We start from the raw sequence: 21,286 nt of genomic DNA, 5'->3' as shown, positions 1-21,286 counted from the left end.
GACCCCGTTTTTTGCCGATGCTATACATTCAAGCATATGCAATTTGACACCCGCACACTGAGGAAACCGTAATGCACATCTTCCCACCGTCCAAATCCCTGCTGCCGCTGCTGACAGGCGCCCTGCTCGGCACCGCCTGCATCAGCCAGGCCGCCGCGCCTGTCGCGTCGGCCGCGCCGGTCAACACCTTCATCGGCACCCAGGACGACGGCAACACCTTCCCCGGCGCATCGGCGCCGTTCGGCATGCTGCAAGTCAGCCCCATCGGCGAGCACTACGCCGGCTGGCACTACACCGATCCCAAGATACGCGGCTTCGGCCACTTCTTCCTGTCCGGCGCCGGCTGCTGGGAGCAAGGCGGCCAGCTGTCCGTGCTGCCCGTCACCGGCAGCATCGGCCCCGGCGGCAACTTCGACACCAGCAAACCCGGCAGCTTCGACCACAAGAAATACGCCGCCGACTACACCCATGACGGCGAAGTCGGCGAAGCCGGCTACTTCAAGGTCAAGCTGACCAGCTACGGCGGCATCGTCGCCGAGACCACCGCGCTGACCCGCGCCGCCGCCGAACGCTACACCTTCGCGCCGGGCACCGCGCAGGGCCATGTGCTGGTCAACCTGGGCCAGGCCAACGAACGCCACTCGGTGGTCGGCAGCAGCCTGCGCGTGGTCGACGACCACAGCATCGAAGGCAAGATCGTCACCCGCAGCTTCTGCGGCGGCGCCCAGTACGCCACCTGGTTCCGCATGGAATTCGACCGCCCGTTCAGCGCCCACGGCGTATGGAATGAAAACGGCGGCCTGCCCGGCTCCAAGCTGCTGAGCCAGCAAGGCGACAGCCGCCCGCACGGCGCCTGGTTCACCTTCGACGTCAAGGACGGCAAGGCCGTGACGGCGATCAGCGCCATCTCGCACGTGGACGCCGATGGCGCCCGCCGCAACCTGCGCGCCGACGCTTACGCCCAGGGCGCGCCGCGCAGCTTCGACCAGATGCGCGAGCAGGCGCAGCAGGCGTGGCAGCAGGAACTCAAGTCGGTCAACATCGAAGGCGCGGACCAGAACCAGCGCACCGTGTTCTACACCGCGCTGTACCACTCGCTGCTGCAACCGCTGACCGGTAACGACAGCGACGGCCGCTATCGCGGCTACGACGACCGCATTCATTCGTCCGGCAAGTCCACCTACTACGAATTCTTCTCGCTGTGGGACACCTACCGCGCACAGAACCAGCTGATCGCCCTGCTGCGTCCCGAGCGCGCACGCGACATCGCCGATTCCGTGCTGAAGATCCGCGACCAGGGTGGCTGGCTGCCGCGCTGGGGCTACGCCAATTTCGAATCGAACGTGATGACGGGCGACCCGGTCACGCCTTTCCTGGTCGACCTGTGGCGCTACGGCGCGCTGAAGGGCCGCGAGCAGCAAGCCTACGCGGCGCTGCGTGAAAACGCCTTCGGCGTGCCGCCGTTCGGCAGCCGCAACGAAGGCCGCGCCGGCAATCCGAGCTACCTGTCCAAGGGCTACGTGCAGTACGACCTGTCGTTCCGCGCCAAGGGCATGGATGTCGATCCACACCACGGCGGTTCGGCCACGATGGAATACGCGCAGGCCGACGGCGCGCTGGCCTTCATGGCCGAGGCGCTGGGCAAGAAGGATGACGCGGCGCTGCTGCGCAAGCGCGCCGGCAACTGGCGCAATGTGTGGGACACCAGCGCGCAGGACAAGGCGCTGGGATTCCAGGGCTTCCCACGCGCCAAGACCAGCGACGGCCAGTGGTACACCGAAATCGACGGCAGCTACACGCCACGCGCCGAGCACGGCTTCCACGAAGGCACGGCATGGCAGTATCAATGGCTGGTGCAGCAGGACGTGGGCGGCATGGTCAAGGCGATGGGCGGACGCGAGCAGACCGCGCGCCGGCTTGACGCCTTCTTCGCCTACGACGCGCTGCGCGCCGATCCCTTCCAGGCGGTGCGCAAGGAATGGGTGATGGGCGCGTACAACTACTACAACCAGTACCACTACAATCCGAACAACGAGCCTGACCTGCACGCGCCGTGGATGTACACGCTGATCGGCCAACCGTGGAAGACCACGACCGTGCTGCGCGCCGCCGAGACCCTGTTCAGCAACGCGCCCAACGGCGTCACCGGCAACGACGATCTGGGCACCATGTCGGCCTGGTATGTGTTCAGCGCGTTGGGCATCTACCCGTCCACGCCGGGCAGCGGCCGCTTCCTGCTGCACGAGCCGAAGTTCGCCAAGGCGCAGGTCGACCTGGGCAACGGCAAGCAGCTGAGCATCGAGAAGGATGGCTTGCCAGCCACCACGTCGGCCCTGTCTCCGGCGGCGCAGCCCTCCTTCGTCACGCAGCTGAGCTGGAACGCCCGTCCGCACGACAAGGTCTGGCTGGATTGGGAACAACTGCAACGCGGCGGCCAACTGCGCATGCAACTGTCCACCGACCCGGCTGCGGCACACTGGGGCAGCAGCCCCGCCAGCGTGCCGCCTGAACCGGGCGCCAGCCCGGCGCCGTAAGCGTCTTCCAGCCTCATCCCGGCCAGCGCCGGGAATTCCCTCACCGTCCGCAGCACCGGCCCGTAGCCACACGGGCCGGCCGCGTCACGCCCGTACGCCGCGCTTTTCCGGAAAGACCGACGATGGATCACCACACCGACAACATGCGCCATCCGCTGCGCTGGATCACCAGCCTGTATCTGGCCGAGGGATTGCCGTTCTACGCGGTCGCCCTGGTCGCCAGCCTGATGTTCAAGAGCCTGCACATAGCGAACGAGCAGATCACGCACTGGACCGGTTTCCTCGGCCTGGCCTGGGTCATCAAGCCGTTGTGGAGCCCGCTGCTGGAGCTGACATCGAACAAGAAAAGCACGGTCATCGTCTGCCAGTGGATCACCGGCTGCGCTTTCGGGCTGGTCGCGCTGGCCTTGCAGCTGCCCGGCTACTTTGCCGCCTGCATCGCGGTGTTCATGCTGGCTTCGCTGTCGGCGGCCACCCACGACATCGCCGCCGACGGGCTCTACATCATGCACCTGAACGAGCACCAGCAAGCCCGTTACGCGGGCTGGTGCGGTGCGTTCTTCAACGCGGGCAAGTTCATCTCGCTCGGCGGGCTGGTGATACTGGCTGGTTATCTGGAGAACCGGTTCACGGTGCGGGTGGCGTGGTCCATCATCTTCCTGCTGCTGGCGGCCATCATGCTGGCGATCGGCGCCTACCATACGGTGGCGATCCCGCACACGGCCGCGCCCGCCAAGTCGGAGATGAGCGCGGGCGAGACGCTGCGCGATGTGTTCCGCGATTTCTTCCACAAGCCGGACATCTGGCTGTGCGTGGTGTTCATCATCTTGTTCCGCGCGGGCGAGGCGCAGGTGCAGACCATCGCGCCGCTGTTCCTGCGCGAGGCGCGGGAGTTGGGCGGGCTGGGCTTGAGTACGGGGCAGATCGGTTCGGTCTATGGCACGGCAGGGACGCTGACCTTCATCCTGGGCAGCCTGGGCGGCGGCTACTTCGCCGCGTGGCTGGGCCTGCGCCGGGCGCTGATCTGGCTGGTGCTGGCGGTGAACCTGCCCAATCTGGTGTTCTACTTCCTGAGCACGCAAATGCCGAGCGATTTGTGGGTCATCACGGCGGCGGTAAGCGTGGAGATGTTCGGCTACGGCTTCGGCTTCGTCGGCCTGATCCTGTTCATCATCCAGGTGCTATCGGTGGGGAAATACAGCGCCGCGCACTACGCGCTGGCGTCGGGCATCATGCAGCTGGGCTTCGTCATCTTCAAAGTGGTCAGCGGCGACATCCAGGCGGCGCTGGGCTACCAGCATTTCTTCCTGTGGGTGCTGCTCAGCGCCGTGCCCGCGATGCTGCTGGTACGCCGCATCCCGCTGCCGGGCGTCCGCCCGAAGGAATGACCGGAGGATACAGGGGGTGGTTCGCTTTTTTTCGGGTTTTACTAAAACGCGCTAACCACTACTACCTCATGATAACCATCGATATTTCATCCGAGTCCGCACTAATCGGGTACTAACTGCTGCTAACCGATGCTAACGAATAGAGGTCAAAAATTTTTAGTATCGATTAGCGATCGGTACGGAAATTTTAGTAAGCGTTAGCACCCGGTAGTACGCCTTAGAGTAGGTTAGCAGCGGTTAGTAAAACCCCGATTTTTGCGAACCCCCATACATATCCTGCCATTCCCGAACCATCAGACTGCAGCGCCCAGGTGGCGCAGCTTCAGGCAGCGGCGCAGATCGGCGATGCTGGCGCCGGCGCCGCCCGCGCCGCTGACGCGCAGCACGCGCTGCTCGCCCGGCAGCAAGGTCAGCGCGTTGTCCGATAGTTCCACGTCCAGACCCTCGAACTCCACCCACACCGCACGCGCCAGCGCCTTGCACGACAGTTCGAGCCGCACATGGTCGCCCTGCTCGCTCAACTCGGCATGCAGGCCCGGATCCGGCAAGTCCAACTCCTTGGCCGCCACGAAGTAGACCACGCTGCGCGACACCACCTGGCCGCCAAGAGTCAACTCGAACACCGCCACATGACGGCGCGGATCCAACTGCCCCAGAAGATAATCGTCGCAGTAGCTCGCCACCTGCACCACCGCAACGGGCCGCATCACGTGCTGCTCGGATTCCTCGCGCAGGCAACGGCCATGCATGTCCATCACCCGCATGCGCAGCTCGCCGATCTGCGTCTGCTGGCTGTCCGACACCAGCGTCGCACGGGTAACGCCCCCGTCGCGGCTGGCGGCGACGATTACCGGCGCAAAGAACCTGCGCGTATGGAATTGCAGCGCCTTCCAACGTCCGTAATAATCGACGCTGGCCCACGAAGCTCCCGGCCACACATCATTGAGCTGCCAATAAAGCGAGCCCATCGTACGCGGCATGCTGGCGCGATGATGCAAACTAGCCAGCTCAATCCCCTCCGCCTGCATCACCTGACTCAGGTAGACAAAATCGGCAAAGCCGGCCGGCTCGCGATAATTGGCGCGGATGTAATGCAAGATCCTGTCATTGCCTGCCCCCGCCAGAAACTTCTGATGCGCCCGCACTTCCGTCGAATCGATCTGCTGATGCTTGCGTGCAATCACACTATCGATGGTGGCCGCCACCGGCCAAGCCTGCAAGCCGAACTCCGACATGAAGCGCGGCGTCTCCCGCTGATACTCCTCCACCGGCTTCGAGCCCGCCCACACATCCCAGTAGTGCTTGTCGCCATTGTTGGAATCATTGGCTGGCCCATCCAGATCATTGCTAGGCGAGCTAGACAAATACCCCATGCCGCCGCCATTTTTGGCCACAACCTTGCGCAGCAGCGTGCCGAACAACTGCACATAGCCGTCCCAGACAGTGGCGGCAAACTCCGGCGCCTCGGCCTTCAGCTTGGCGCCGATGCCCCAATCCTTCCACGCCGTCTCCTCCTCGTTATTGCCGCACCAGAGCACGACGCAAGCGTGGTCGCGCAAGCGGCGCACCTGCTGCACAGCCTCGAACAGCACATTGTTGCGGAAGCGCGCATCGTAGGCAGGCACCACGCCGCCTCCGAACATGAAGTCCTGCCAAACCATCAGGCCAAGCTCGTCGGCGATATCGTAGAACTCATCGCACTCGTAATAGCCGCCGCCCCAGTTACGCAGCATATTCATGTTGGCCTTCTGCGCCGACTTCAATATCCCGCGCATCGCCGCCGAACTCACACGGTTGGGGAACATATCGAAAGGAATCACATTGGCGCCCTTGGCGAACACCGAAATCCCGTTGACGACAAAATGGAACTGCCGCCCCCACTGGTCTCTCGCCCTGCGCAACTCCACGCTGCGCAAGCCTACACGGCGACGCTGCTCCAGCACCACGCCATTCGCATCGCTGATCTGCACCACCAGCGTGTAAAGCGCAGCCTCGCCATAACCATTGGGGAACCAGCGGCGCGGACGATCGACCTGCACCGCGAACTGCTCCCGCTGCATCCCCGCCTGCATCGCCAGCAAGCGCGTGATGCTGCGCACCTGCTGCCCGTCCGGGTCGATCAGCGTCAGTTGCAGCTTCAGCGGCGCGGCCCGGTCCAGCCGCAGCGAGCACTGCACATTCAAGCGCGCCAGCTCCGCGTTCACCTCCAGCTGCTGCACATGCAACTCGGCCAGACGCGCCACATCACCCGTCTCCAGCCTCACCGCACGCCAGATGCCCGCCGTAACAAAGCGCGGCCCCCAGTCCCAGCCATAGTGATAGCCGGGCTTGCGCACGAAGTTGGCCGTCATCGCATCGCGCGGTTCATCGCCGTACGGCGACGGATAATTGCCCTGCAACTTGTGCGGCATCGCCTGCACCGCCGGCAGCATGCGGCCGATAGGCGAATGCAGCTGCACCAGCAGCTCATTGCCGCAGGCCTTCAACATGCCGCGCACATTCAGGCGCCAGCTGCGGAAGGCATTGGCCGTCGACCGCAGCTTGACGCCATTAAGCCAGATATCGGCAAAGGTATCGACGCCATCCAGCACCAGATGCTGGCGCCCATGCGTCAGCGTCGCCGCATCCACGTCGAAGCGCAAACGATATTCCCAGCCCGCGTTGCCTATCCATTGCAACCCCGCTTCCTCATGCTCCTGGTAGGGATCGGCGATCAGCTTCAAGGCCAGCAGATCGGTGTGCACATGGCCGGGCACACTGGCCGCATGCCATTGGGTGAGCGCGGCACGGCCTGCGGCCTGGGGATCGGAAGGCAGCAGGCGGAACTGCCAGTCACGCGCCAGCATGCCGTCGGCGTGGGAGCACAGGGAAACAATAGAAGTCATGGTTGCGGAATTTTCATTCAGTATTACGGGATTATGGGCCCAAGGCAAAAAAGACCTGAACCCGGCGAGGGGTTCAGATCTTCTGGTCAGCACCAGCTAACGTGCATCACATCTTGGCGCGCAGTCCGAGGAAGAACTGGCGGCCGTTCTTGTAGAAAGCGCTCGGACGGTCCTTGCTGCCGGACCACGATACGAGCATAGGATCGTTCAGGTTCTTGCCCTCGAACGACAGGCTCAGGTTCTCGGTGATCGCATATTGCAGCGATGCCGACAGGTTGCCGACGCCGCCCTGATAGATCGCGCTACGGCGGTCCAACCCGTTCAAGTAAGTCGAACGGTAGCTGTAGTTGATACGCGCACTGAACTTGGCGTTCTCGAAGAACACACCGCCGTTGGCCGAATTGCGCGAAGTGCCGACCATGTCGCAGTTGTTATGCTCGGCGCAGGCGGAAGTCGGCGCGCGGCCGGTTTCCTTGCCGTCGGCATAGCTGTAGTTGGTGTTGAAACCGAAGCCGTTGCCCAGGTCATGGATGTATTGCAGCTCCAGGCCCTGCACTTCCGCCTTGGTGTTCAGCGCCGACGTCATCGCATAGGTCGTGATCTTGTTCTGGCGGCGGTTGAAGAACTGCTCACGCGACGAACCGAAGGTGATGTAGGAACCGATCTGCATCTTGTACAGTCCCACCGACACCATCGAACGCGGCTTGAAGTACCACTCCAAGCCCAGGTCGAAGTTGTTCGACATGATGGGCTTGAGGTTCGGGTTGCCGCCGCTGCCGTTCAGCGTCAGATCGTTCAGATCGATATTGCCCAGCGTGCCGATGTCGGGACGCGCCAGCGTGCGGCTGGCCGAGGCGCGCAAGGTCAGGTCCGGCCCCAGCTCGCGCCGCAGATTCAGGCTCGGCAGGAAGTTGCCGTAGCGGTTGTTGGTACGAACCGGATCCCACACGGCTTCCGGCGAACGGTTGGCCACCTCGACATCGGTGCGGACATAGCGCACGCCGACATTGCCCTGCACGCTCTCGAAATTCAGGTCGCCCATCAGATACGCGGCCTTGGATTTCTCGCTGATGACGAACTGGCCGTTGTAGGTCTTGCGGTAGGTGACATATTTGTCGCCCCATGCCGCCACCGCATCGGGCGCGAACGTCCACGGACCATCGAGCACATTGGAGAGCGGGCTGGATGGGTAGCTGGTCAGGCCGCCCGGATTGTTGGCCACCGTCTTGCCGGCGTCGGACACATCGCCCGAGCGGCCTTCGTGGATGCGGTTGTGGTCGGCCGCGCGCACGCCGAAGCGCAGATTGGGCAGCGTGGTCCACGGCGTGACATAACTGCCGTCCACCTGGCCATAGGTTTCCTTGTCGGTGGCGCTGGTTTCGAAGGCCCAGCCGCCGACCGGCTCCACCGTGCGTGGCGTGTAGGTCTTGGCGTTGTCGACCCAGATCGAGGCCGGCGCGTCGATGCCGTGCAGCGTGTAGCCGCTGCCCGAATACGCCTGGTTGGCGGCATAGGCGATATCCGGCGAGAAGCCCGTGCCCTCGGTCTTGCCGAACTTGCCCTTGAAGCTGAGCGCATCGCTGGCGCGATAGTTCCAGTCCAGGTTGACATAGCCGGAATCGCTATACGACGACGGACGCGCAATGATGTGCTGCGCCGACGACACCGCTTTCGAACAGTTCTGCGCCGAGCACACGGCCGGGAAGGTGATCGAGGTAACGGTGTCGCCGCTGATCGTGTAGGCCGACGGCAGCGCCCCGCCGCCGATGGTATCGACCGGCGCGTGCATGTAGTTGGCGTTGGAATTGCGCGCATTCATGCGCGAGTAGAAGCCCGAAATGTCGAAGCCAAAGTCCTGCGACACCTTGACCTGCACATCCAGGCTGCCGCCCTGGCGCTCGCGTTTCTGCTGGAACAGGGCCGAGCCGGTCAGCAGCGACAGGTATTTGCCGCGCAGGTCGGGATGGGCGGCCAGCAAGGCGGCCGAATCGATATTCTCGACCTTGTCCCACCACAGGAACTCCTGACCGAAGCGGCGCAGCGATTGCTTCTGCTCGAAGGCTTGCGCCAGGATGCCGACGGTGTTGCTGTCGTTCTTCCAGTTGACCAGGGCGCTCACCTGCGGATCGAACTTCCCGGCGCCCGTGCCGTAGACGGCTTCGGCCGTGCCGATGGCGGTGAGCTTCTGCTTGAAGCTCAGCGGCTTGCGGGTTTCGATATCGACCGTGCCGGCCGCGCCGCCTTCGATCAGGTCGGCCTGCGAGCTCTTGTGCACCACCACCTGGCCTATCATCTCGGCCGGGAACAGCGAGTAGCTGACGCTGCGCCCGCCGCTGTTGATGTTCTGGTTGAACCAGTCGCCCGACGAAACGGTATGGCCGTTCAAGGTCGTCAAGGTCATATTGGACGGCGTCGCGCGCAGGCTGACGCGGTCGTTCTCGCCGAAGCCGCCCTCGGTGCCGCCGGCGGTCGCCACCGACACGCCGGCCACGCGCTGCAGCGAATCGGCGACGTTCTTGTCCGGCATCTTGCCGATGTCTTCGGAGGTAATCACCTCGACGAAGGAATCGGCGCGGCGTTTCTGGTTCAACGATTCCGCCATCGACGCGCGGATGCCCGCGACCGTGACGCTCTGCATCGCCGGCGCTGCGGCCTGCTCCTGCGCATGAGCTGTCGCGCCCAATGCCAGCGTGGCAACGGCGAAGGCGATGGCGGTCAGCCGGGTACTGTGCGGCCGACAGCCAGGATAAATGTGCTGCTCTTGCATGTGATCTCCCTTTGGTATTCTGCTTATATTTTTCTGCCTCCAAAACGATGTTGCTGCGTTTTTTGGCAGTGCATTTATACCATCGGGAAAAATCAGTTTTTCAGAAAGCACCAAAACAAGGCCACGTTTAGGCGGCTTTAGTAAACACGGCGATAAACACCGCTATTTGTTGCCCTCCCTCTCCTTGGCCCACGCCAGGAAGGCGCCCAGCGCCAGATTGGCCAGCTCGCCGTCCTCGGCCGAGGTGGCGCCGGAAACGCCGATACTGCCCAGCACCGCGTCGCCCACCACGATGGGCACCCCGCCCTCCAGCGGGCTGACGTGGGCGTTGCCCAGCATCCGCAAGCCGCTGCCGCCGTCGGCGATCATGTCCTCGAAAAACTTGGACGGCCGCTTGAAGTTGACCGCCGTCCTGGCCTTCTCGAAGGCAAACGCCACGCTGCCGTAGTTGGCATGCTCCATCCTGTGCACCAGCACGATCTGCGCGGCACTGTCCAGCACCGTCACCACCAGTTTCAAACCGCGTTCGTGGGCCACGCTCTCCGCCGCCGCCGCGATGTGCTTCGCGGCGGCCAGCGTGACCGGTTGACCATAACTCAAAGTCTTGCTCATCTGCTGCTTCCTATGCTGTGGGGTTGAACGCCGCCGGCATTTGCGGGATCCGTTCGCGCAAATGCTCGGCGACCCAGGTCAGGTCGATCTCTTCGAAACTGCGCCGCCCCTGCGTCGCCTGCCGCAGCAGATCGGACTGAAGCTTGCCGCGCTCGAAGGCGATCAGGTAAGGCATGCGGCTGAACGTCACCATGCGGTAGCGCGACACAAAGCGCTCGGGATAGCGCTGCTCCAGCCAGCTCGATAATTGCCGCTCCAGCGCGAACTCCGCGCTGCTGACGCGCTGGCTCATCTCCGTGTAGTTCTCCAGCGCCATCGCCTGGATCGCGCCGGCGTTCGGCTGGCACTCGGCCTGGTAGGCGGCCAGCGCGTCGGGCAGCGATGCGCCCTGTACCAGATGACGCGTCAGCGCCACCGCATCCTCCAGCGCGCAATTCATGCCCTGGCCGTGGAACGGCACCATCGGGTGCGCCGCATCGCCCAGCAGCACGACATTGCCATGCGCGTGCCACTGTTTCAGCGACAAGGTTCCCAGCATGCCGACCGGATGCGTGTCGTAGTCGTTGGCAAAATTGGGCATCAGCGCGTACAGCTCGGGAAACGCCTCCGCGAACCAGCGCTGCGCGTCGGCGGCCTTGCCCAGCGCGGCGAAGTTCGGCGTATCGGGTTGGTCGCTTTGCAGATGCAGGAACAGCGTCGCCGTGAAACTGCCATCGATATTCGGCAGCGCGATGCACATATGCCCGCCACGCGGCCAGATGTGCAGCGCATCGCTGTTCAGGCGGAATCCGCCCGCCTCCGCCGCCGGGATCTCAAGCTCCTTGTAGCCATGCTCCTGGTACTGGCACGCCTGTCCCAGATCGACCTGCCTGCCCAGCGCCTTGCGCACCGCCGAATCGGCGCCGTCCGCGCCCACCAGCAGTTCATAGTCCAGCGCTTCGCCGCCCTGCTCCAGCGTGATGCGGCGTGATGCGAAATCGATGTCGGCCACGGCCGCGTCAAAGCGCAGCTGCGCGCCGGCCCGCTCCGCCGCGTCCAGCAGCAGGCCATTCAAGCGCGCGCGCTGCAGCGACCAGATCGCCTCGCTGTCGGACAAACCATAGGCGTGGAACTCGCTCGGCCGTCCGAGCGGGTGCACCTGCCGGCCGCGCATCGGCAGCGCGATCTCCATTACTTGTTCCTCAAGCCCGGCCTGACGCAGCGCGTACCGGCCGCGCTCCGCCAGCGCCAGGTTGATCGAGCGGCCCGCAGTGCCGGCGCTGCGGCGCGGATCGCCCCGCCGCTCCAGCACCTGCACCGCATAGCCGCGCTGCGCCAGCAGACAGGCCAGCAGGCTGCCGGCCAAGCCGGCGCCGGCTATCGTCACCGGGACACGGCGCGCGCATTCGCCCGCCATATCGCTAAAATCGCCTTGCATGATGCGTTCTCCTCAAAGGGTGCTGCGTATGCGCCATAGCTCGGGAAAGAGCACGAAGTCCAGGGTCTTGGCCAGGTAAGGCACGCCGGAGCTGCCGCCGGTGCCGCCACGGCGGCCGATGATGCGGTCCACCGTGGTCATGTGCCGGAAGCGCCACTGGCGGAAGCTGTCCTCGAAGTCGACCAGCTGTTCGCCCAGGTCGTGCAGGTCCGCATACTCCTCGGGTGCGCGGTAAATCGTCATCCAAGCGGCCTCGACCGTTTCATCGGGCCGGGTCGCCTGCTGGTCCGCCACGGACAGCAGCCGCGCCGGGTCGATGTCGAAGCCGCGCGCGGCCAGCAGCCGCACCACTTCGTCGTAGATCGACGGCGCCGCCAGGCGCTGCCGCAAGACCTGCAACGACGCCGGGCAATGCGCGTGGCTTTCCATCTGGCCGCGATTCTTATTCCCGAGCAGGAATTCGAGTTCCCTGAACTGGCAGGACTGGTAGCCCGACGACGAACCGAGGTACGGCCGCATCGCCAGGAACTCCAGCGGTTCCAGCGTCGCCAGCACGCCCCAGGCATTGACCATGTGGTCGAGGATGCGCCGGCTGCGCGCCAGCAGCCGGCTGGCTTTGGACAGGCGGCGCGCGCGTATCAGCTGGCTGGCCTGGGTCAGTTCGTGCAACAGTAGTTTCATCCACAATTCCGCACTCTGGTGCTGGATGATGAACAGCATTTCGTCGGACACCGGCGACAGTGGTTCCTGTCCGCCCAAAATCGTCCGCAACTTCAGGTAGTCGCCGTACTGCATGGCGGGAGCCGGGGGGCTGGTCGCATCGGCTGCGGGTCGATGCGCGAAAGGACATTCTTGCATGGTGGACCTCATGGGATATCGATGGATGGGACACCGATCAACCGCCGGCGACCGCCGGCAAAATGGTGATCGCGTCGCCAGGCTTGACGGGCGACGCCAGTCCCTGCTGGAAGCGGATGTCGTCGTCGTTGAGGTAGATGTTCACAAAGCGGTGCAACTGGCCGTCCTGCATCAGGCGGCCCTGCATGCCGGGGAAATTCCGTTCCAGGTCGTGGATGACTTCCTGGATCGAGGTGCCGCTGACGACGACCGTCTTCTGGTCCTCGGTCAGCGTGCGCATGATGGTGGGCAGATGTACTTGTACAGACATGATTAACCTTCAATGTATGGGGTGGACAATGCAACGTCGGCGACGACGACCGGCTCTTCCGACACGCGGCCGTCGGCGATGCGATAGCTTCGGAGCGCGGGCTGAAAGCGCGGGTCGGTGCCGACGATCAGGTGATGCACTTCGGGATAGGCGGCGGCATGCGCGATATCGCTACGGCTGGGATACGCCGCCGACGCGGTGTGCGAGTGGTAGAACACCAGCGGGACTTCGCCCGCCGCGTCCATGCCGCGCCAGACCTTCAACTGGTCCAGCGGCGCGAATTCAAAATACTCTTCCGACTGCGCCATATTCCGCATGGGGATCAGCCGATACGGCGGCCTTTCATCCGGCAGGCTGGCGACGATCCCGCAACACTCCAGCGGGTGGGCGGCGCCGGCCTGCGCCAGAATCGCGTCGACGATCTCGCGAGGCAGGGTCAACATGCGCGGCTCCGTCAATACAGGCTCTGGCTTGGGTCGACAGCGCGTATCCACGCCAGGATGCCGCCGTCCAGATTGCGCACGCCGCCGTAACCGGCTTGCTGCATGGCGCGCACCACTTCTCGCGAACGGGCGCCGCCCTTGCAATACACGACGAACTGGCCGGACTTGTCAAACTCGTCAATGCCGTCATCCAGCATGCGCCGCTTGGGGATCAACTGCGCGCCTTCGATGCGGCAGATTTCCCATTCGTTCGGCTCGCGCACATCGATCAGGGTCAGCGGCTGTCCGCCGGCCAGCAATTCCTGCAAGGCACGCGGCGCTATGCCCGGCACGTCATGCGCGGCGGGCGCGGTGGGCCGGTGGCCGCAGAACGCCGGGTAGTCGATCAGCGCGGTGATAGGCTGGCGATCCGGCGCGCGCCGCAGCGGCAGGAAGCGGTAGCTCATCTCCAGCGCGTCGTACACCGCCAGACGGCCTAGCAGCGACGTGCCGGCGCCGGTGATCAGCTTGATCGCCTCGGTCGCCATGATGGAAGCGATGGCCGCGCACAGCACGCCCAGCACGCCGCCCTCGGCGCACGATGGCGCCAGTTCCGGCGGCGGCGGCTCGGGATACAGGTCGCGGTAATTGCGCCCCATGTCGCCGGGCGCGTTTTCCCAGAACACGCTGGCCTGGCCTTCGAAGCGGTAGATGGAGCCCCAGACATAGGGCTTGTCGGCCAGCACGCAAGCGTCGTTGACCAGGTAGCGGGTGGCGAAGTTGTCCGTGCCGTCGACGATCAGGTCGTACTGGGCCACCAGCGCCAGCGCGTTCTCGCTGTTCAGCCCTTCTTCGTGCAGGCGCACTTCCACGTGCGGATTCAAGTCCCGTATGGCGCGCTGGGCGCTGACGGTTTTCGCCTCACCGACCGAGCTCACGCGGTGAATGATCTGGCGTTGCAGATTGCTGACATCGACGCGGTCGAAGTCGGCGATACCCAGCACGCCGACGCCCGCCGCAGCCAGGTACAGCAGCGCGGGCGAACCGAGTCCGCCGGCGCCGATCACCAGCACCTTGGCGGCTTTCAATCGTTGTTGACCGCGCAGTCCGATCTCGGGCAAGAGGACGTGACGGCTGTAGCGCGTCATTTCGGACTGGTCCAGCGCCAGCCCGTCCGTGACGAGAGGAGGTAGTTTCATCTTCCGGTTTCCTATCGAGATATAAAAAATTCAGGCGCCGACGGCGTCGGCGAACAAGGTCGATTCCAGCGCCGATTGCAGCGCTTCCATTTCTTCGTCCAGGCCTATGGTCACGCGCACCCAGTCCGGCGCTTCCGGCCAGCTGCGGCCGATGTGGATGCTGTGGCGCTGCGCCAGCTCGCGCGCCAGCTGGTTGCCGTCACGGCCGATCTGCAACATCATGCAATTGGCCTGGGACGCGGTGTAGGCGATGCCGCGCTGGTCCAGCCAGGCCATGAAGGCCTCGCGCACGCGGCGGATGATGGCCTTGCGCTCGGCCAGCGCCTCGCTCTGCTTCAGGCTGGCGAGCGCCGCCGCCGCGCCCGGCACGGAAATGTCGTGCGGCGGCACGGTGTGGATCAGCGACAGCGAAGCCGGTTGCGCAATCGCGTAGCCGACCCGCAATCCCGCCATGCCGTGTATCTTGGAAAACGTGCGCGTGACGATCAGGCTGGCGTCGCTGGCCACCTGGTCGACCAGCGATGGCTGGTCGCAGAATTCCAGGTAAGCCTCGTCGATCAGCAGCGTGGTGACGGGATTTTTCTTGCGCAGCAAATCCATCAGATCGCGATGCGGCGTGATGCTGCCGGTCGGATTATTCGGGTTGGCGACGTAGATCAAGCCGCCGGCCGGCGCCGCCGCGCACATCGCCTCGACATCGTGCGAGCCGTCGGCGCGCAGCGGAATCTTGCGCACCGGCCGCGCCGCCAGGCGCGCCGCGGTTTCGCACACCGCATAGCCCGGGCTGGCCACCACCAGCGGCGCCGTGGCCGAGGTGAACGCCATCGTCGCGTAATGCAAGACCCGGTTCGAGCCCGGATACAGCGACACCCAGGCCAGCGGCACGCCGTGCCATGCGGCTATCTCTTCGCGCAATTGTTCGGCCAGCACGAATTGGTAGCGGCCGGACTGGCCGACGGCCAGGCGGGCCGCGCTGGCAGCCTCCGGCAACAGGCCGAAGGGCGATTCGTTAAAGTTCAACAGCACATCGCGTGACATGGTTACTTCCTTTACTTAGGTTGGCAGATTCATGTAATTCTTCGCCCGGTTCAGCAACGCGCGGCTTTGGGCGGCTTGCCGAAATAGCGGGCAAACGCCGCACTGAAATTGCTCGGATGCTGGTAACCGACCTGGTAGGCCGCCTGCGCGACCTGCTGTCCCCGCTCCAGCAATTCCAGCGCGCGCTGCATCCGCAATTCCAGCAGCCGTTGTCCGGGGCTCACGCCGTAGGCCTTGCGGAAAGCGTCCTTGAGCTTGTATTCGCTCAGGCCGGTCTGCGCGCACAACGACGCCATGCTCAACAGCTGGTCGAGATTGGCGCGCATAAACGTATCGAGCCCGGCCAGCTTGTCCATCTCTTCCGCACGCAAGCGCCCCTCGGGCCGTGCGGGCGGTGTCAGCAGCCGCAACTGCTCGGCCAGCAGACTCAGCGCCTGAATCCGCAAGCCCAGGTCGTTCTGCTGCCCCAGCAAACGCACGTCCGAAAACGCGCGCAAATGCATGCTGGCCGCCGTCGCGCCAAAACTCAGCTGGCTGGTGCCTTCGCTGCGCGCCAGCGCCGGCCGCAGCACATGCCAGCTCAGCTCCGGTCCCACATAGCGCAGCAAGGCGCTCTCGCTGACGATCAGCCGCAACTGACGCACCGGGCGCTGGCCCGGATGGCAGCGCTCGCCACGTCCCTTGATGTAGGACGACACTGTCGTGTAGCCGCTGCGGAAATACAGGTTGTCCCCACTGCGGTCACGAAATTCCGAATCGCCTTCCAGGCCGAAAGTCAGCACCAGGTTGCGCTCCCTGCCCTCGTACTCGCAGGCTTGCATCTGATCCTGGCTGGTCTGCACGCTCGAACTGACGACGGAGAAACCCGTTTCACAGTCGAAGCGCTTCACTTCATTTGCCGGCAGGTGGCCCGCTTCGACCACCCAGGCCGATTTCGACATCGCGCCATCGCTGGCGGCATCGGACTCTAACAACGTACGCATCGATGGAAATCCTCAGGTTGCATTAGAGAAAAGACAATCCAAATTGATAACGTTAAGCGCAGCCTAACGACAAATCCCTGCGCTGCGCAGAGCCTTCTACGAATCGCATACGAAATCATCCGGATTGAATACGTAATAGTAATGACACTCATTCTCATTTTCATTTATATTTACAAAATGTGCAATATATACAACTTTGCACCTTCTTTTCACCGCGCATAAGGGTCGCAGCATGGTTCATACAAGCACGCAGCTTGCTCAGAAAGACGTGGCGGCAGGCTGTCTTCCATTGACGGGAATCCGGCTGCGCCTCGGCGCCGCCGGCGACGATCTGCAGCCGCTGCAGGACGCCCTGCGCCGCCGCGCCACCATCCTCGGCGCCGAGGTGATCGTCGCGCCGGGCCAGCTCCAGCCCGGCGCCCTGCTGGCCACCCTCGGCGACGCCAGCGGCGCCAGCGTGCAGCTGTGCTTGCGGGCCTGGCCGCAACAGACAGGCGGCAGCGCTGCGCTGCTGGAGGCGGCCAGCGGCATGACGGCTTGGCACCAGCGCGCCTCCGGCGAGTTCCTGCCCTTGGGCATCGACTACCTGGCCACGCTGGGCGCATCGCTGGCGATGTGCGCGGGTGTGGCGACACTGCTAACGCTGCGGGAGCACGGTGGCCACGTCGGCCTGAACCTTAACCTAGCTGAATGCGCGCTCTTTGCGATGAATCAATACTTGGCTATGGACCATGCGGGGCAAATCGCGCTAGATCGCAACCGCGCCGACGACCGCAGCCCACCGTTTGCCAGCGGCGACGGCATCCGCTTCGAGCTGGAAGCCTTGAGCGCCGAGAGCTGGCGCGCCTTCTGGCAAGCGGCCGGCGCCGAGCCCGACGACGTGCGGCGCGGCTGGGCGCCTTTCATGCAGCGCTACACGCAAGCCAGGGCATTTTTGCCGGCCGGATTGTTCCGTTGCGCGGGCACGCATCTGTACGAAGACTTGCAGACGATGGCGGCGCAGTCCGGCGTGACGGTGTGCGCACTGCACCAGGCAGCCTCCGTTGCGAGCGACGATCCCGAACGCGAGCGCTGGATGCACGGCGGCCCGTGGCAGTTCGAGCCCGTGGGCGCAGCCTCCCCCGCCCTCGCCGCCAGGCGCTGCGAGGGTTCGCCGGCACTGCCGCTGGCCGGCTTCAGCGTGCTGGAATCCTGCCGCCTGATCCAGGGCCCGCTGGCCGGGCATCTGCTGCACCGCTTGGGCGCGGACGTCGTCAAGGTCGAAATGCCGGGCGGCGATCCGATGCGCGCGCTGGCTCCGCTGGCGGGAAATATCTCCGCGCATTTCGCCGCGATCAACCAGGGCAAGACCAGCCTGGAACTCGACCTGAAGGCGGCCGACGGACGGCAGCGCCTGCTGGACTTGGCCACCAAGGCCGACGTGTTCCTGCACAACTGGGCGCCCGGCCGCGCCGCTCAACTGGGCTTGACGGCCGCCGATCTGGCGCGCACCTGCCCGACGCTGATCTACGCCAGCGCCTCCGGCACGGGCCAGTCGCCGCAGCCGGACGATCCGGTCGGCACCGACTTCATGATCCAGGCCCACAGCGGCGTCGCCAGCCTGCTGCGCACCGCAGAAGGCCAGCCGCAATCCGGCACGCTGCTGACCATCATCGACGTGCTCGGCGGCGCGGCGACGGCGGAAGGCATCGTCGCCGCCCTGTATGCGCGGGCCAGCCGGGGCCAGGTGCTGCATCTGGATTCGGCCATGGCCGGCGCGGCCGCCATGCTGGTCGCGGCAGAGTCGCAATCGCACCAGCGCGCCTTGGGCGGCTGCGCCGACGCCAACACCGTCAACCGCCTGCTGGCGCTGCCGCGCGGCTACGCCACCAGCGACGGCTGGCTCATGCTCGATCGCATCACCGGCCAGGACGCAGCCAGCTACGCAAGACGGCTGGCCGCATCGGCGCCGGACGCCGATCTTGCCGATGACTTCGCACAAGCGCTACAAGCCCGGTCCAGCGCCGACAACCTTCAAGAACTGCGCCGGCACGGCATGCAGGCCGAAGCCGTCGCCATGAACGCCGCCGAGGTGATCGGCCACGTCCAATTCGCAGGGCTGGCAAACCAGCAAAACGGTTTATTGCAATTTCAAAACCCCTGGACTATTTCGCCAAATTCCATCAACTCACACATCTATCCAACCATGACAAACCACAGCACAGCCTCCTCCGCCAACGTCACGGATATGGTCGACGCCAAACAACGGCAAGCCTGGGCCGACGCAGGCATCTACAAAAACCTGGACCTGTTTGCATCCTTCCTTCAGCACTGCAACGAACGCCCGCAATCCATCGCCGTCTGCGACCAGGATGAAAGCCTGAGCTACGCCGCCCTGCGCGCGCGCAGCCTGAGCCTGGCCACCGCGCTGGCCCGCCTGAACGTCGGCAGCGGCGACGTGGTCGCCGTCAACCTGCCGAATGGCTGGCGCGGCTGCGCGGCCGACATGGCCGCCGCCGCACTGGGCGCCATCGTCCTGCCCTTCCCGCTGGGCCGCAAAGCCCACGAGAGCCGCCTGATCCTCAGGAAATCCCGCGCCAAAGTCCTGATCTGCCAACGTCAGGTCGGCGACGCCGACTACGCAGCGCTGATCGACGGCATCCGCGCCGATCTGCCCGAGCTGCAAGCGGTGCTGGTGCACGGCACGCAGTATGGCGACTGGGGCGACCTCGACGCCGCCTGGGACCAGCCCGCCTACGACTACCGCGCAGGCACGATAGACCCGAACGGCGCGGCCCGCCTGATCGCCTCGTCCGGTTCCGAATCCGAACCCAAGCTGATCGCCTACTCGCACAACAACCTGCTGGGCGGCCAGGCCAACTACCTGACCAGCCTGGGCGCACGGCCGGCCGACATGCGCGCACTGTTCTGCGTGCCGCTGGCGTCGCCGTTCGGTTCGCTGGGCACCTCGTGCGCGCTGGCGGCCTTCGGCGGCACGCTGATCAATTGCGAACGCTTCCAGCCCGAACAGGTGCTGCACCTGGCGGCGCGGCGCGAAGTCACCCACATGTTCGCCGGGCCGAACATGGTGGACATGCTGCTGAACTGCGAACTGCTGCAAGGGGACCAGCCGTTCCGCCTGCCCGCGCTGAAGGCCATCGTCAGCGGCGGCTCGGCGCTCAGCGCGGAAACGGCGCGGCGCGTGCGTACGCAAATCGGTTGCGCGCTGATTCAATCCTACGGCTCGGCCGACGGCGTCGCCTGCCACACCGCGCTGGAGGACGATTTCGACACCACCGTCAACACCGTCGGCATTCCCGACAGCAGCGTGGTGACGGTGCGTATCGTCGACGAACAGGGCCAGCCGCTGCCGCCGCAACAGGAAGGCGAGATCTGGGCGCTGGGTCCGATGACGCCGATGGGCTATTTTGGCGCCCCCGACCTCGACAGCCGCTACCGCGATCCCGAAGGCTGGGTAAAAACCGGCGACCGCGGCATGCTGGACGAAAACGGCCGCCTGCGCATCGTCGGCCGCCGCGCGGACACGGTGGTGCGCTCCGGCATCAAGCTGAATCTGCCGGAGATTGAAAACCTGCTGCACGGCCACGCCTCCATCGCCGACGCCGTGCTGCTGCCGGTGGCAACCTCCACCCAACTGCGCCTGCACGCCTGCCTGGTGCTGCGCGGCGGAGCCACCGCGCCGGACATGGCGGCGCTCAACCACTACCTGCTGAACGACCTGGGGCTGGAACGGTATAAATCGTTAGACTCGGTCAGCTACCACGAGCAATTCCCCATCGCCCCGTCCGGCAAAGTGGACAAGGCCGCCCTGCTCAAGCACGTGCACACCGAAGCCGAGCCACGGCCGGCGGGCGAGTTGTCGGCCCAGTCCATCCTCGAAATACTGACCGGGGTGGAACGCGCCGGCGTGCTGCGCGCCGCCATCCAGCTGGGCGTGTTCGACCTGCTGGCAAGCGGCCCCAAGACCTCCGTCCAGCTGGCGCAGGAAAGCGGCGCCAATGCACGCGGCATGCGCGTACTGCTGGACGCGCTGGCCGGCCTGAAACTGCTGGCAGCCGAATCGCCCGCCAAGGACTACGCGCTGACGCCGCAATCGCAGCGCTTCCTGGTGCGCAGTTCGGCCTACTACGTCGGCGGCCTGTCCCAGGTCTACACCGACGACCTGATGTGGGAAACCTTCCGCGACTTCAAAGCCGCCGTGGTGGCCGGCCAGAGCGTGCTGCCGGCCAGCCTGGAGATTGCCAACCATCCGTACTGGGAGCAATACGCGGCCGGCATCCAGAACACCAGCCGCACCACGGCGGCCCGCGTGTCCGGCTTGCTGAAGGACTGGCGCCAGGGCGAGAAGCAGCTCGCCATCCTCGACCTGGCGTGCAGCAGCGGCATCTACGGCTTCACCGTGGCGCAGCAGTTCGACGATGCCAGCGTGTGCGGCGTCGACTGGCCGGCATCGCGTCCGAAGTTCGAAGCGCAAGCGCAGGAATTCGGCATGGCTGAGCGGTCCAGTTTTGTCGCCGCCGACCTGTTCGAACTGTCGCTGCCGGACAAATACGACCTGGTCATCATGAGCCAGATCCTGCACCACTTCGACACGGCGCATTGCCGCGAACTGCTGGCCCGCGCGCGCGCCTGCCTGAAACCCGGCGGCCGCCTGGTGCTGTGCGACTTCATGCTGAGCGAAGCCGCGCCGCACACCGAAACCATGCAGCGCCTGTTCGGCGCGCAGATGCTGGGCCTGACCAGCGCGGGCGAGTGCTACCGCGCCGATTTCTTCCAGGATCTTCTGCGCCAGCAAGGATTCCAGACGCCGCAACTGCGCGCGCTCAAGGGCCTGCCCGTGCATTGCATCCTGGCCGACCTGGAGCCATAGACC

General features: G+C 64.9%; 13 protein-coding genes. 3 read left to right on the top strand and 10 right to left on the bottom strand.

Features of this window, described 5'->3' with window-relative positions:
- Positions 1 to 71 precede the first annotated feature (71 nt).
- Both GEV02_RS00895 and GEV02_RS00890 read left to right on the top strand, forming a co-directional pair.
- Complete coding sequence (locus GEV02_RS00895) at positions 72 to 2,534, top strand: GH92 family glycosyl hydrolase (protein ID WP_152836077.1); 2,463 nt, start codon at positions 72 to 74, stop codon at positions 2,532 to 2,534.
- Between the two features lie 122 nt (positions 2,535 to 2,656).
- Positions 2,657 to 3,922 carry an MFS transporter gene (locus GEV02_RS00890; protein WP_152836076.1) on the top strand — a complete coding sequence of 422 codons (1,266 nt, stop codon included), beginning with the start codon at positions 2,657 to 2,659 and terminating at the stop codon, positions 3,920 to 3,922.
- A gap of 293 nt (positions 3,923 to 4,215) precedes the next feature.
- On the opposite strand, the gene GEV02_RS00885 is transcribed toward GEV02_RS00890, so the two are convergent.
- The 10 genes from GEV02_RS00885 to GEV02_RS00840 all read right to left on the bottom strand — a co-directional run bounded on the left by GEV02_RS00885 (position 4,216) and on the right by GEV02_RS00840 (position 16,413).
- Positions 4,216 to 6,807, bottom strand: a complete 2,592-nt coding sequence (locus tag GEV02_RS00885) for a beta-mannosidase (RefSeq protein WP_152836075.1) — start codon at positions 6,805 to 6,807, stop codon at positions 4,216 to 4,218.
- A gap of 106 nt (positions 6,808 to 6,913) precedes the next feature.
- The gene (locus GEV02_RS00880) at positions 6,914 to 9,574 is read right to left on the bottom strand and encodes a TonB-dependent receptor (protein ID WP_152836074.1); all 2,661 of its coding nucleotides are present in this window, start codon (positions 9,572 to 9,574) and stop codon (positions 6,914 to 6,916) included.
- Between the two features lie 162 nt (positions 9,575 to 9,736).
- Positions 9,737 to 10,186, bottom strand: a complete 450-nt coding sequence (locus GEV02_RS00875; protein WP_152836073.1) for a GlcG/HbpS family heme-binding protein — start codon at positions 10,184 to 10,186, stop codon at positions 9,737 to 9,739.
- Between the two features lie 10 nt (positions 10,187 to 10,196).
- On the bottom strand, positions 10,197 to 11,603 hold the full coding sequence (locus GEV02_RS00870) for an FAD-dependent oxidoreductase (RefSeq protein ID WP_217433107.1): 1,407 nt from the start codon (positions 11,601 to 11,603) through the stop codon (positions 10,197 to 10,199).
- Between the two features lie 12 nt (positions 11,604 to 11,615).
- Entirely contained in the window at positions 11,616 to 12,461 is an 846-nt protein-coding gene (locus GEV02_RS00865) for a tryptophan 2,3-dioxygenase (protein WP_235922567.1), read from the bottom strand.
- Positions 12,462 to 12,498: 37 nt separating this feature from the next.
- On the bottom strand, positions 12,499 to 12,771 hold the full coding sequence (locus tag GEV02_RS00860; protein ID WP_152836071.1) for a MoaD/ThiS family protein: 273 nt from the start codon (positions 12,769 to 12,771) through the stop codon (positions 12,499 to 12,501).
- Positions 12,772 to 12,773: 2 nt separating this feature from the next.
- Positions 12,774 to 13,214, bottom strand: a complete 441-nt coding sequence (locus tag GEV02_RS00855) for a Mov34/MPN/PAD-1 family protein (RefSeq protein WP_152836070.1) — start codon at positions 13,212 to 13,214, stop codon at positions 12,774 to 12,776.
- Positions 13,215 to 13,225: 11 nt separating this feature from the next.
- The gene (moeB, locus tag GEV02_RS00850) at positions 13,226 to 14,392 is read right to left on the bottom strand and encodes a molybdopterin-synthase adenylyltransferase MoeB (RefSeq protein ID WP_152836069.1); all 1,167 of its coding nucleotides are present in this window, start codon (positions 14,390 to 14,392) and stop codon (positions 13,226 to 13,228) included.
- Positions 14,393 to 14,422: 30 nt separating this feature from the next.
- Positions 14,423 to 15,430: an aminotransferase class I/II-fold pyridoxal phosphate-dependent enzyme gene (locus tag GEV02_RS00845; protein WP_152836068.1), complete on the bottom strand. Its 1,008-nt coding sequence runs from the start codon at positions 15,428 to 15,430 to the stop codon at positions 14,423 to 14,425.
- Between the two features lie 50 nt (positions 15,431 to 15,480).
- Positions 15,481 to 16,413 carry a helix-turn-helix transcriptional regulator gene (locus GEV02_RS00840; protein WP_152836067.1) on the bottom strand — a complete coding sequence of 311 codons (933 nt, stop codon included), beginning with the start codon at positions 16,411 to 16,413 and terminating at the stop codon, positions 15,481 to 15,483.
- A gap of 289 nt (positions 16,414 to 16,702) precedes the next feature.
- On the opposite strand from GEV02_RS00840, the gene GEV02_RS00835 reads away from it, so the two are divergent.
- A complete protein-coding gene (locus tag GEV02_RS00835) occupies positions 16,703 to 21,283 on the top strand; it encodes a CoA transferase (protein ID WP_174998915.1) in 4,581 nt (1,526 codons plus the stop codon).
- Positions 21,284 to 21,286 lie beyond the last annotated feature (3 nt).

It is taken from the genome of Rugamonas aquatica, from assembly GCF_009380215.1.
Classification (GTDB): Bacteria; Pseudomonadota; Gammaproteobacteria; order Burkholderiales; family Burkholderiaceae_D; genus Rugamonas; species Rugamonas aquatica_B.
This window is presented reverse-complemented; position numbering and strand designations above follow the sequence as displayed.

Excerpts from the sequence above, each read along its gene's own strand:
- GEV02_RS00895 (WP_152836077.1), top strand. The coding sequence starts at position 72 with ATGCACATCTTCCCACCGTCCAAATCCCTGCTGCCGCTGCTGACAGGC.
- GEV02_RS00890 (WP_152836076.1), top strand. The coding sequence starts at position 2,657 with ATGGATCACCACACCGACAACATGCGCCATCCGCTGCGCTGGATCACC.
- GEV02_RS00885 (WP_152836075.1), bottom strand. The coding sequence starts at position 6,807 with ATGACTTCTATTGTTTCCCTGTGCTCCCACGCCGACGGCATGCTGGCG.
- GEV02_RS00880 (WP_152836074.1), bottom strand. The coding sequence starts at position 9,574 with ATGCAAGAGCAGCACATTTATCCTGGCTGTCGGCCGCACAGTACCCGG.
- GEV02_RS00875 (WP_152836073.1), bottom strand. The coding sequence starts at position 10,186 with ATGAGCAAGACTTTGAGTTATGGTCAACCGGTCACGCTGGCCGCCGCG.
- GEV02_RS00870 (WP_217433107.1), bottom strand. The coding sequence starts at position 11,603 with ATGCAAGGCGATTTTAGCGATATGGCGGGCGAATGCGCGCGCCGTGTC.
- GEV02_RS00865 (WP_235922567.1), bottom strand. The coding sequence starts at position 12,461 with ATGCAAGAATGTCCTTTCGCGCATCGACCCGCAGCCGATGCGACCAGC.
- GEV02_RS00860 (WP_152836071.1), bottom strand. The coding sequence starts at position 12,771 with ATGTCTGTACAAGTACATCTGCCCACCATCATGCGCACGCTGACCGAG.
- GEV02_RS00855 (WP_152836070.1), bottom strand. The coding sequence starts at position 13,214 with ATGTTGACCCTGCCTCGCGAGATCGTCGACGCGATTCTGGCGCAGGCC.
- moeB (WP_152836069.1), bottom strand. The coding sequence starts at position 14,392 with ATGAAACTACCTCCTCTCGTCACGGACGGGCTGGCGCTGGACCAGTCC.
- GEV02_RS00845 (WP_152836068.1), bottom strand. The coding sequence starts at position 15,430 with ATGTCACGCGATGTGCTGTTGAACTTTAACGAATCGCCCTTCGGCCTG.
- GEV02_RS00840 (WP_152836067.1), bottom strand. The coding sequence starts at position 16,413 with ATGCGTACGTTGTTAGAGTCCGATGCCGCCAGCGATGGCGCGATGTCG.